This is a genomic window from Microbacterium sp. (assembly GCF_035277845.1).
Classification (GTDB): domain Bacteria; phylum Actinomycetota; class Actinomycetes; order Actinomycetales; family Microbacteriaceae; genus Microbacterium.
Genome location: NZ_DATEJS010000078.1, coordinates 1 through 11,146, shown reverse-complemented (window position 1 = coordinate 11,146; position 11,146 = coordinate 1). Strand labels below are relative to the sequence as shown.

The window sequence follows — 11,146 nt, the reverse complement described above, 5'->3', positions numbered from 1 at the left end:
TTCGTCAACTACCGCTGACCGCCGCTCGTTCCGAGACGCGGACGACGCGTGCCTTCGACGTTCATGCTCGTCACCGAGTCGCCGTACCCAGTGGAGGCGCTTTTCGACGTGTCGCTGGACATCGACGCGCACATGGCCTCGATGGAGGCATCCGGCGAGCGGGCCATCGCCGGTGTGACGACAGGGCGGATCGGACTGGGCGAGACGGTGACGTGGCGCGCACGCCACTTCGGCCTCTGGTTCACGATGACGTCGAAGATCACCGCCCTCGACCGGCCGGGCTTCTTCGTCGATCAGCAGGTGCGCGGCCCGTTCCGGGTGTTCGTGCACGAGCACACGTTCGAACCGCTCCGTGACGGGTCGCGGATGACCGATCGGATCACGATCGGGTCGCCCGTCCTCGGGCGGCTGGTCGAGCGCACGATCCTCGTCCCCTACCTCCGCCGGCTCATCCGGATACGCAACGCGCACCTGCTCGCGACGCTCGCCTGAGCCGGACCCGGAGCGCCGTGCCGATGGTCGATCGACCAGGGGACGACGCGGGTCTATTCGTTCACGTCTTCATCGACCCAGTCCAGGGTTCTGCCGACGGCCTTCTTCCAGTTGCGGAACAGGCGCTCGGTGTCGCTGAGGGGAGCGTTCGGGGCCCAGCGGGCACCCTCCCGCCAGGTTGCCTTCACGTCGTCCTCGCTGCGCCAGAACCCGACTGCGATGCCTGCGGCGAAGGCTGCGCCGAGCGCTGTCGTCTCGGTCACCTCGGGGCGGATGACATCGACTCCGAGCTGATCGGCCTGGAACTGCATGAGCAGTCCGTTGCCGACCATCCCGCCGTCCACCCGCAGCTCGGTCAGTTCCATTCGGGCGTCGGCGTTCATCGCGTCCATCACTTCGCGGGTCTGGTACGCGGTCGCCTCGAGCGCTGCGCGGGCGACGTGCTGCTTCGTGACGTACCTGGTCAGGCCGAGGATCGCCCCGCGGGCATCGGGTCGCCAGTGCGGCGCGAACAGGCCGGAGAATGCGGGCACTAGGTAGACGCCTCCATTGTCCTGGACCTCGAGTGCGAGCTTTTCGACGTCGGCGGCCTTCTCGAACATCCCCAGGTTGTCGTGCAGCCACTGGATGAGCGATCCGGTGACGGCGATCGAGCCTTCGAGGGCGTAGACCGGCGGCTCGGCGCCGAACCGGTAGCAGACCGTCGTCAGCAGGCCATGGTCGCTCGTGACGGGACGCCGGCCGGTGTTCATCAGCAGGAAGTTGCCCGTGCCGTACGTGTTCTTCGCGTCACCGGCGGTGAAGCACGCTTGCCCGACCATCGCGGCCTGCTGGTCGCCGACGACTCCGGCGATCGGGATGCCAGACAGCACCCCGCCCCCGGTGCCGTAGACCTCCGACGAGGAACGGATCGCGGGCAGCATCGACAGCGGGATCCCCAGGTCGGCGGCGATGTCCGCGCGCCACCGGAGGGCGGTGAGGTCCATCAGCAGCGTGCGTGACGCGTTGGTGACGTCGGTGACGTGCAGCCCGCTGTCGACACCGCCGGTGAGGTTCCAGATCAGCCAGGAGTCGATCGTCCCGAACAGCAGGTGCCCGGCCTCGGCGTCGGCGCGGGCACCGGGGACGTTCTCGAGGATCCATGCCGCCTTGGGGCCGGAGAAGTACGTGGCCAAGGGCAGCCCGGTGATCTCCTTGTATCGGTCGGGGCCGCCGTCTCCCGCGAGGTCATCGACGATGGGCTGCGTGCGCGTGTCCTGCCAGACGATGGCGTTGCAGACGGGGACGCCTGTGCGCCGGTCCCAGACCACCGTCGTCTCCCGTTGGTTCGTGATGCCGACCGCTGCGAGGTCTTCCGCCCGGATGCCGGCCCGCTCCAGCGCCATCCCGATGACGTGTCCGACGTTGTCCCAGATCTCGATCGGGTCGTGTTCGACCCACCCGGGACGGGGGAAGATCTGACGGTGGGCGCGGTGACCCGCGGAGACGGGCCGCCCCGAACGGTCGAACACCACGGCGCGGGTGCTGGTCGTGCCCTGATCGAGGGCGAGGATGAACTCTGGCATGACGCTGTCCGGACGACCCGACGCCTCAGTCGCGGTGCAGCGGGACGAGCTCTGCCGCGGCCAGCCGTGCCCGTGACGCGGTCACGTCATCCGGCTCGTGCAGAGCAGCCTCGTAGGCGGTCGCCGCATCCCGGTAGTGACCGATCTCGCCCTGCAGCTGAGCCTGCGTCCAACCCAGCTCCGACTGCGCGATGGATGCCACCTCTTCGAGGGCGTCCGCCCCGTATCCGGGGTACTCGTAGCTGATCCGCGTGCGTCGGTGCATCAGGTCGTCCAGGTGAAGTGCGCCTTCGGCGCGCAGGGCGAAGACCACCTCCGCACGCAGATAGGCCGGCGCCCCGGAGAGGGGCACCGCCGCACCCGGGTCGGCGTCGCAGATCGCGGCGATCGCAGCCGTGTCGGTGCCGTACCGGTGCACAAGGTGATCGGCCATCCTCGCCGAAAGGTCGAACCGTCGCGCCAGGGCCGCCGCATCCCACTGGCCCGCGTCCGCGCCACCGGCACCCGCAAGCGGCACCTCCGCCGTCCGCGACGGCCGGGCCTTCACATCCGGACCGAGGGCGAAGTCGACGGCATCCCGCGCCATCACCCGGTACGTCGTCAGCTTCCCGCCCGCGATCGACACCAGACCCGGGACCGGTGAGGCGACGGTGTGCTCCCGCGACACCTTCGCCGAGCCCGTTCCGTCCTTCATCTGCGGCTGCAGCAACGGACGCAGCCCCGCCCACGTGCCGATCACATCCGCCCGTGTCAACGGCCGCATGAGGACCTTGTTCGCCTCGGCCAGGACGTAATCGATGTCCCGGGAGGTCGGCACCGGATGGGTGAGGTCCTCGGTCCACGGCGTATCGGTCGTGCCGATCACCCAGTACCGGGACCACGGGATCACGAACAGCACGCTCGAGGCGGTCTGCAGAATCAGCCCCGGGTCCCCCTGGATCCGATCCCGGGGCACCACGACATGGATGCCCTTCGAGGCCAGCACCTTGAGGCCGCTGTCGGCGGCCATGCCCTGCGTCTGCTCGGTCCACACGCCCGTCGCGCTGATGACCACCTTCGCGCGGGTGTCGAAGTGCTCGTCCGTCTCCAGATCGACAAGCCTCGCCCCGTTGACCCTGCCGGTCGCGTCCCTGCGCAGACCGACCACCTGCACGCGGGATGCCGCGCACGCGCCATGGCCGACCGCGGTGCGCACGAGCGTCGTGACGAAGCGGGCATCATCGACCGTGGCATCCCAGTACTGGATCGCACCCACAGCCGCCCGACGGCTGAACGCCGGAAACACCCGCGCCACCCCTCGGCGGCCCAGATGCCGATGCCAGGGCAACGGTCGCGCTCCCCTCCGCAGCGACGCGAGCGCGTCGTACAACGCGATCCCCGCGCCGATGTACAACCGGTCCCAGACCGGGCGCTTCAGGGGGAACAGGAAAGGAACAGGCCGCACCAGATGCGGCGCCAGGCTCTTCAACAGCAGATCGCGTTCGGCCAACGCCTCGCGGACCAGCTTGAAGTCCAGCATCTGCAGGTAGCGCAGACCCCCGTGCATCAGCTTGCTCGAGCGACTCGACGTCCCCGCCGCCCAGTCCTGCGCCTCCACCACCGCCGTCTTCAGACCCCGGCTCGCCGCATCCAGAGCGATACCGGCGCCCGTCACACCGCCGCCGATCACCAGCACATCGAACGGCTCCCCGTCCCTGCCTGCGGCCGCCAATGCCCTCAAGGCATCACTCCGCGACTGCGCATTCACGTAGTTCTCGACCATGTGTCGGTCTCCTTCCTGACCTCGACTGCGGAGGCTCTCCATGCGGTCGGGCCGCGGGCGTCGACGAGGTCCTCCTCGACGCCCGCGTCCGCAACCGGGGACGGCATGCTGACGGAGGCTATCCCTGGACCGGGATCGACTGAGCCTTCAGCTCGTCGATCGTCTTCTGCTGTCCGGTCTTCAGCGCGTCGAGCACCGTGCCGGATCCGCCGAGCGCCGCGCCGAACCCATCGGACACGTCCGTGTAGGTCTGCGTCATGGTCGGACCCCACGTGAAGTCGGGGTCGACCTCGCTGGAGGCCTGCTTGAACACGTCGTAGATGTTCTGACCCCCGAAGAAGGCCTGACCGGACGTGAATGCGGGCAGGTCGGCACCGGACTTGGCCGCCGGGTACAGACCGCCGAGCTTGTTCTCCAGGGCGAGGGCCTCGGGGTCGGTGTTCAGCCACATGGCGAACTGGGCCGCCTCGTACGGGTGCTTGGAGCCCTTCAGCACCGCGGTGGAGGAGCCGCCCCAGTCACCGGCCTTGTTCTCGCCTGCCGACCACTGCGGCATCGGTGCCACGGCCCACTTGCCCGTGGTGCTCGGCGCGCCGGTCTCCAGGGTGGAGGCTCCCCAGACCGCGGATACCCACGTCCACTGCTGCCCGTCGTCGAACGACTTGTTCCAGTCGTCGGAGAACGAGGCGAGCTTCGAGACCTCGCCGGCATCGATCAGTTTCTGCCAGTAGTCCGCGACCTGCGCCGACTTGCCGTCCGTCAGGTTCACCGCCCACTCTTTGCCGTTGTTCGTGAACCACTGGCCGCCGGCCTGCCACGCCATGCCCGCGAACCAGTTGACGTCGGTCTTCGGGAAGTTGGTGATGTAGGCGCCCTTCGCCTTGATCAGCGCCGCGTCCTTGGCGTACTCGTCCCACGTCGTGGGCACCGGGATGCCCGCCGCGCGGAAGAGGTCCTTCCGGTAGAACAGGGCGATCGGCCCGGTGTCCTGCGGGATCGCGTACACGGCGTTGTTCTGGCCGAACGTGACCTGCTTCCACGTCCAGTCGACGAACTTGCTCTGGGCTCCGCTCACCGGCCGGCAGTCGGCGATGTTCATCAGCCCGTCCTGAACGCGGAAGTTCGGCAGCGCGTCGTACTCGATCTGGCCCAGGTCGGGCGCGTTGCCGGCCTTGATCTGGTTGAAGAAGTTCTGGTACGTGCCAGAGTTTCCCGAGGGGCCGGTCTGGACCTTGACCTGGATGTTCGGGTTCTTGCTGTTCCACAGGTCGACGACCTTGTCCATCCCGGGCACCCAGGTGGTGAACGTGAGGTTCACCTTGCCGGAGGAGGGCTTGCAGTCACCCGCAGCCGTGCTGCTCCCGGTGGAGCTCTGACCGGAGCAGGCCGTCAATGCGAGCGCGGCGGTCAGGCCGACGGCTGCGGCGACCATCATGGTGCGTGCTTTCATCATGTGTCCTTTGTGATTGTGAGGGGTTGTTGCTACTTGACGCTTCCCGCAGCCAGTCCTCCGGACCAGAACCGTTGCAGGCTCAGGAACGCGACGATGAGCGGGATGATCGACACCAGGGCTCCGGCGATCACCAGTGATCGCAATTCGGGGGCCTGGCCGATCGCACTGTTCCAGGCATAGAGGCCCAGCGTGACCGGGAACAGGGTCTGATCCCGCAGCATGATCAGCGGCAGGAAGAAGTTGTTCCAGATCGCGACGAACTGGAACAGGAACATGGTCACCAGGGCGGGCGACATCAGCCGCACCGAGACGGTGAAGAATGTGCGCACCTCGCCGGAGCCGTCGAGGCGGGCGGCTTCGAGGAGCTCGTCCGGCACGCTGGCGGCGGCGAAGATCCGCGCCAGGTAGACGCCGAACGGGCTCACGATGCTGGGCAGGAACACCGACCAGTACGTGTTCGTCAGCTGCACCTGGGAGAAGATCAGGAACAGGGGCAGGGCCAGCGCGGTGGCCGGCACGAGCACGCCGGCCAGCACCACGTTGAAGAGCACCTCCCGCCCGCGGAAGCGGTACTTCGCAAGCGCGTAGCCGCACATCCCGGCGACAAGCGTGCCGAGGAAGGCGCCGACCCCCGCGTACAGGATGCTGTTGATCACCCAGTGCACGTAGACGCCGGAGTCGTACGTGAAGAGCGTCCCGATGTTGCCCAGGAGGTTCGAGAACCCGTCGGGGGTGAACCAGAGAGCCGCCGTGGTCGTGAACTCGCCGCGGGTCTTGGTGGACGAGACCAGGAGCCACCAGATCGGGATCAGGAAGTAGAAGGTGAACACGGCCATGACGAGCATCGCGCCGATGCGGGAGACCGGGTTCTCACGGCCCGCCCCGCGCGGAGCGGCTTCGCTGCCCGTGATGCGGCGGGTGGCTGCAGTGATGGTGGTCATGCGAACGCCCTCCGTTGGGTCAGCTTGAGGAACACGAATGAGAGCACGAAGGTGAACAGCGCCAGCACCACCGACATCGCGGCCGCCAGGCTGTAGTTCGGGATGGATGCCGTCGTGTAGACCGCGAGGTTCGGCGTGTACGTGCTGTTGATCGCCGTGCTGAAGCTGCGCAATGTCTGCGGCTCGGCGAGCAGCTGGAGCGTGCCGATGATCGAGAACACCGCGGTGAGGATGATCGCCGGCATGACCAGCGGGATCTTGATGCGGACGGCGACCTGCCAGTGGTTCGCACCGTCCAGCTTCGCGGCCTCGTAGATCTCCTGCGGGATCGCCAGCAGAGACGAGTAGATGATGAGCATGTTGTAGCCGACGTAGACCCAGGTGACGATGTTCGCGATCGACCAGAGCACCAGGTCGGCGCCGAGGAAGTCCACGTTCGCCGTCAGATCGCTGAACGGTGACAGCGCGGGCGAGTACAGGAAGCCCCACATGATCGCCGCGATCACGCCGGGGACGGCATAGGGGGCGAAGAACGCGAGCCGGAAGAACTTCTTTCCACGCAGCAGCGGCGAGTCCAGCAGGAGGGCGAATACCAGCGCCAGCAGCAGCATCACCGGCACCTGCACGACGCCGAAGACGAGCACGCGACCGACCGAGGTCCAGAACGCTGTGTCCTGGAACACCTGCACGTATTGCGTGAGGCCTCCGAAGACCTGCGTCGCCGGCCCGAACGTCCCCTGCCGCTGCACGGTGAGCAACGACTGGTAGACCGCGTAGCCGATGGGCACGGCGTAGAAGAGCGCGTAGAGCAGCCCGAACGGGGCGACGAAGACCAGCACGGCCCGCCAGAGGCTCATTCCGCGGCGGCGGGATGGCCGGGAGCGAGCGGCTTGCGCGCTCGTGGTCCTCGTCGTCGGAGGTGACATCGTTGTCATCTTGTGCCCTTTCTCAGTCTTCGCGTCTCGTCTTCACGACACGCACCGCTCCGGGCGGCAGCTCCAGACCGTCGACGGCGGTCCCGGTCAGCAGCTCGAGCCCTGCGGTGTCGATCTTCCGGGCCGCGTCCGTGTGATTGATGTAGAAGCGGTAATCGGCGTCGGGTCCGCGACGCCGAACGGACTCGACGCCCTGTGCGTGATCCACGGGGATGGCGACGCCTGCCTCGTGCGCCGCCCCGACCAGCAGGCGGCTCAGGTCCGGGCGATCGAGCACGGTGCCGACATACCAGGCGGCGCCTCGGCCGAATGCGTTGCGGGTGACCGCAGGCGAGCCCGGGGCCGGGCCGTCCTCATAGGTGGCGAGGGCCTCCGCGGTGCCCGGAACGATGTGCTCGCTCCAGATGGTGCCGGTCGCACCATCGCTCAGGGTCACTCTCTCGCCCGCGTCCAACGGGAAGAACTCGTCGACGCGCAGGCCGAGAAGGTGCATGAAGGCACCCGGATATCCGCCGAGCCGCACGCGGTCGTCCTCATCGACGATCCCCGAGAAGAACGTGATGACGGCGGTTCCGCCGCCGGCCACGAAATCGGTCACGGCCTTCGCCTCGGCATCGCGGACGAGATACAGCGACGGCACGACGACCATCCGGTAGTCGGAGAGGTCGGCTCCCGGCTTCACGACATCGACGGTGATGCCCGCCTCCCAGAGCGCGCGGTACATCGCGTGCGTCTGCTCCAGGTAGCGCAGCTCCTCCGACGGGTGCGAGTCGAGGTCGGTGGCCCACCACGCCTCCCAGCTGAAGATCAGCGCGGCATCGGCGACCACATGCGTGCCGGCCACCTCGCGGACAGTGCCCAGCGCGCGGCTCAGCTCCAGCACTTCGCGCCATTTGCGGCTGTCCGTTCCGGCGTGCGGCAGCAATGCGGAATGGAACTTCTCGGTGCCCTGGGCCGAGGCACGCCATTGGAAGAAGCAGACGCCGTCCGCACCCCGGGCGACGTGGGCGAAGGTGTTCCGCATCAGCTCGCCGGGCGTCTTCGCGATGTTGCGCGGCTGCCAGTTGACGGCGCTGGTGGACTGCTCCATCAGCAGCCACGGCGCGCCGCCTGCGAGCCCTCGGGTCGTGTCGGCCGCGAACGAGAGCTCCTGGTGCGGGTCGGCAAGACGGTGGTCGAGGTAGTGGTCGTTGGCGATGACGTCCATGTGCGGCGCCCACCGCCAGTAGTCCTGATTGCGGATGTGCGCGGTCACCATGAAGTTCGTGGTCACGGGCACTGTGCTCAACCGGCGGAGAACGCGCTCCTCGATCCGGTAGCACTCCAGCACCTCGTCGGAGCTGAACCGAGCGAAGTCGAGGGCCTGCGCAGGGTTTCCGGCAGAAAGGGTGCGGCGGGGCGGGAGGATCTCCTCCCAGGCACCGTAACGCTGGCTCCAGAACGCCGTGCCCCACGCCGCATTGAGGGCGTCGAGCGTCTCGTACTTGGCGCGCAGCCAGTCGCGGAAGGCTGCCGCGGAGACGTCGCAGTAGCAGTGCGCGTTGTGACAGCCGAGCTCGTTCGAGACGTGCCAGAGCTGTACCGCGGGGTGCGAGCCGAAGCGGGTGGCCACCTCCGTGGCGAGGCGCTCCGCTGCGCCACGGAACACCGGCGAGCTCGGGCAGTACGCCTGCCGCCCGCCGGGCCAGGCGCGGACACCATCCGCGTCGACCGGCAGGATCTCCGGATGCCGCAGGCTGAGCCAGGGCGGCGGGGACGCGGTGCCGGTTCCGAGATTGACCCCGATGCCGGCCGCGTGGAGCAGCTCGATGATCGCGTCCAGGGGTGCGAAGTCGAAGACACCGGGCTGCGGCTGGATCTGCGCCCACCCGAAGACGTTGATCGCCACGATGGTCACCCCCGCCTCACGCATGAGGCGGATGTCCTCGGGCCACACCGCCGGATCCCACTGCTCCGGGTTGTAGTCGCATCCGAACGCCAGTCGGCCCCCGCTCTCCCGCGACGTCGTCAGCATCGTCAGCGCCGAACCGACCGAGCTGCTGGGCGACATCATGACCTCCTCGTCAAAACCTGTGAACGTTCCCAGTACACCGGGAACCGAACCGGGTGAAATCATCTGGGAACGTGCACACACTATGGGCCGCCTGACGCGGTTGTCAAGCTAAGGTGGCCATATGACCTCCGAGCCGGCTCGCCCGCGCGCGGCGACCATCCATGACGTCGCACGCGCGGCCGGCGTGTCACGGGGCACCGTGTCCCGCGTGATCAACGGCGAACCGTACGTCTCCCCCGAAGCACGGGCCGCCGTCGAATCCGCGATCCTCGAGGTCGGCTACGTCCCCAACACAGCGGCGCGGAACCTGAAGACGCGACGGTCTGGCGCCATCGCGCTGATCGTCCACGAGCCCCACTCGCTGTTCCTCGAAGACCCGAACATCGGCACCATCCTCCTCGGGACGAACGCCGTGCTCTCGCAGGCCGACTACCAGCTCGTGACTCTCATCATCGACTCCACGCGCGACAGCGATCGGGTCGCCGAGTACCTCCGCGGCGGCTTCGTGGATGGCGTCATCATCATCTCCGCCCGCGCCCTCGATCCCATCGCACAGGCCGTCGCCGCGATGGGCATCCCCGCGGCGTTCGTCGGACGCCCACCGGGCATCGAGGGAATCGCCTATGTCGGCATCGACAACGTCGCAGCGGCGCGCTCCATAACCGAGCGCCTCGTGGCGACCGGCCGGCGACGCGTCGGCATGATCGCGAGCGCGCTGGACCGCGACTCCGGCCGCGACCGCCTTGCGGGTTTCCAGGAGGCGCTCGGCCCGCTCTTCGACCCCGAGCTCGTCGTCGAGTTCCCGCTCTACAGCCACAGCGCCGGAATCGAGGGGATGCGTCAGCTCCTCGAGCGGGCGCCCGATATCGACGGCGTGTTCGCGTCCTCAGACGCCATCGCCGCGGGCGCCCTGGACACCCTGCGCACCGCCGGGAAGACCGTCCCCGACGATCTCGGCGTCGTCGGGTTCGACGACAGCGCGTGGGCCCTCCGCTGCCAGCCCGCGCTCTCGACGGTGCACCAACCCGCCGCCCAGCTCGGCGAGGCAGCCGCGCAGCTGGTGCTCGACCAGATCGGGCGAGTCGACATCCCGACCGAAGGAAGGCTTCTCGATACGTCCGTTGTGTGGCGACTCTCCGCCTAGACCGAATCGGGTCGGGTTCCGCCCCGCAGGCGCCTGGCGGACCCGGAGCGCCGTGCCGATAGCTGATCGGATGGCACAGGGCGACGGCGGACGACGACGCCTCACCCGGATGCCTCGGCAGAGCGCCGTCGTCGCGGCGCTCGCGACCTTCGCGGTCGAGCGGGGGGGGACGCCCAGGTGCCGACGCCGTGGGCGTTCCAGCTGTCGTTCGTGCTGGGCGGGATCGCCGCGGTCGTGGCCTTCGTCGTCGGCTTGTTCATCCCCCGCGGGCACGCGCCGCAGGAGCAGCATCCCTCGCTTCCGGAGTGACCCTAGGCGGATGTCGCCGCGGTCGCGGTGCGCCTTCGCAGCTCGTTGACCTCCTGCGTGAGCATCGGCAGTTCCCGTCCCACGGCTTTGAGCCAGCCGTCCATCTCTTCGGGCCCCGCGCCGGTCGCCTGGGCCCCCGGGTAGTCGTGGACGAGTTGCAGCACCCGCATGCTCGTGCCCCGCGCCGCCGCGACGCTGAAGATGCTCAACCGGCTCCCGAGCTCGTCCAGGAGGCCGCGCAGCTCGCGGGCCGAATCCGGCGTCGCCGACTTGTGCGCGACGCGGATGCGTCCGAGCATCTGGGAGATCTCCCGCGAGGTCGGATCCGTCGACCGTGCCGATTCGAGTGCCGAGACGTACAGCTCGAGGTCGTCTCCGACGGTGAGCAGAGTCCGTCCGTCGTTCTGCAGGAAGCTCACCAGCGACAGCGGGAGTTCGAGCAGCTCGTCCTCGACCGCGATCGTGGTCTGATTGAGCGGCAACGCGTAGTTC

At 68.3% G+C, this 11,146-nt stretch carries 10 protein-coding genes; 3 read left to right on the top strand and 7 right to left on the bottom strand.

Annotated features, from left to right (window positions below):
• Positions 1-48: 48 nt before the first annotated feature.
• Positions 49-492 carry an SRPBCC family protein gene (locus VJR25_RS03380; protein ID WP_324112521.1) on the top strand — a complete coding sequence of 148 codons (444 nt, stop codon included), beginning with the start codon at positions 49-51 and terminating at the stop codon, positions 490-492.
• Between the two features lie 53 nt (positions 493-545).
• Here the strand turns inward: VJR25_RS03380 and glpK are convergent, their stop codons facing one another.
• The 6 genes from glpK to VJR25_RS03350 all read right to left on the bottom strand — a co-directional run bounded on the left by glpK (position 546) and on the right by VJR25_RS03350 (position 9,201).
• Positions 546-2,057 (bottom strand): glycerol kinase GlpK, encoded by a 1,512-nt coding sequence (gene glpK, locus VJR25_RS03375; protein WP_324112518.1) that lies wholly within the window; start codon positions 2,055-2,057, stop codon positions 546-548.
• A 25-nt stretch (positions 2,058-2,082) separates the two neighbouring features.
• Positions 2,083-3,819, bottom strand: a complete 1,737-nt coding sequence (locus VJR25_RS03370) for a glycerol-3-phosphate dehydrogenase/oxidase (protein WP_324112516.1) — start codon at positions 3,817-3,819, stop codon at positions 2,083-2,085.
• Between the two features lie 118 nt (positions 3,820-3,937).
• Complete coding sequence (locus VJR25_RS03365) at positions 3,938-5,269, bottom strand: ABC transporter substrate-binding protein (RefSeq protein WP_324112525.1); 1,332 nt, start codon at positions 5,267-5,269, stop codon at positions 3,938-3,940.
• A 32-nt stretch (positions 5,270-5,301) separates the two neighbouring features.
• A complete protein-coding gene (locus tag VJR25_RS03360; protein WP_324112514.1) occupies positions 5,302-6,213 on the bottom strand; it encodes a carbohydrate ABC transporter permease in 912 nt (303 codons plus the stop codon).
• A complete protein-coding gene (locus VJR25_RS03355; protein ID WP_324112512.1) occupies positions 6,210-7,070 on the bottom strand; it encodes a sugar ABC transporter permease in 861 nt (286 codons plus the stop codon). The genes VJR25_RS03360 and VJR25_RS03355 overlap by 4 nt, the downstream gene beginning before the upstream one ends.
• A 91-nt stretch (positions 7,071-7,161) precedes the next feature.
• Complete coding sequence (locus VJR25_RS03350) at positions 7,162-9,201, bottom strand: beta-galactosidase (protein WP_414683718.1); 2,040 nt, start codon at positions 9,199-9,201, stop codon at positions 7,162-7,164.
• Positions 9,202-9,322: 121 nt separating this feature from the next.
• Here VJR25_RS03350 and VJR25_RS03345 point away from each other — a divergent pair, with 121 nt between their 5' ends.
• Complete coding sequence (locus VJR25_RS03345; protein WP_324112510.1) at positions 9,323-10,345, top strand: LacI family DNA-binding transcriptional regulator; 1,023 nt, start codon at positions 9,323-9,325, stop codon at positions 10,343-10,345.
• A 177-nt stretch (positions 10,346-10,522) separates the two neighbouring features.
• Positions 10,523-10,654, top strand: a complete 132-nt coding sequence (locus VJR25_RS03340; RefSeq protein ID WP_324112508.1) for a hypothetical protein — start codon at positions 10,523-10,525, stop codon at positions 10,652-10,654.
• Between the two features lie 2 nt (positions 10,655-10,656).
• Here the strand turns inward: VJR25_RS03340 and VJR25_RS03335 are convergent.
• Positions 10,657-11,146, bottom strand: a 490-nt coding sequence (locus VJR25_RS03335) for a hypothetical protein (protein ID WP_324112506.1), incomplete at its 5' end; no start/stop codon positions are given.

Excerpts from the sequence above, each read along its gene's own strand:
- VJR25_RS03360 (WP_324112514.1), bottom strand. The coding sequence starts at position 6,213 with ATGACCACCATCACTGCAGCCACCCGCCGCATCACGGGCAGCGAAGCC.
- glpK (WP_324112518.1), bottom strand. The coding sequence starts at position 2,057 with ATGCCAGAGTTCATCCTCGCCCTCGATCAGGGCACGACCAGCACCCGC.
- VJR25_RS03370 (WP_324112516.1), bottom strand. The coding sequence starts at position 3,819 with ATGGTCGAGAACTACGTGAATGCGCAGTCGCGGAGTGATGCCTTGAGG.
- VJR25_RS03345 (WP_324112510.1), top strand. The coding sequence starts at position 9,323 with ATGACCTCCGAGCCGGCTCGCCCGCGCGCGGCGACCATCCATGACGTC.
- VJR25_RS03365 (WP_324112525.1), bottom strand. The coding sequence starts at position 5,269 with ATGAAAGCACGCACCATGATGGTCGCCGCAGCCGTCGGCCTGACCGCC.
- VJR25_RS03350 (WP_414683718.1), bottom strand. The coding sequence starts at position 9,201 with ATGATGTCGCCCAGCAGCTCGGTCGGTTCGGCGCTGACGATGCTGACG.
- VJR25_RS03355 (WP_324112512.1), bottom strand. The coding sequence starts at position 7,070 with ATGAGCCTCTGGCGGGCCGTGCTGGTCTTCGTCGCCCCGTTCGGGCTG.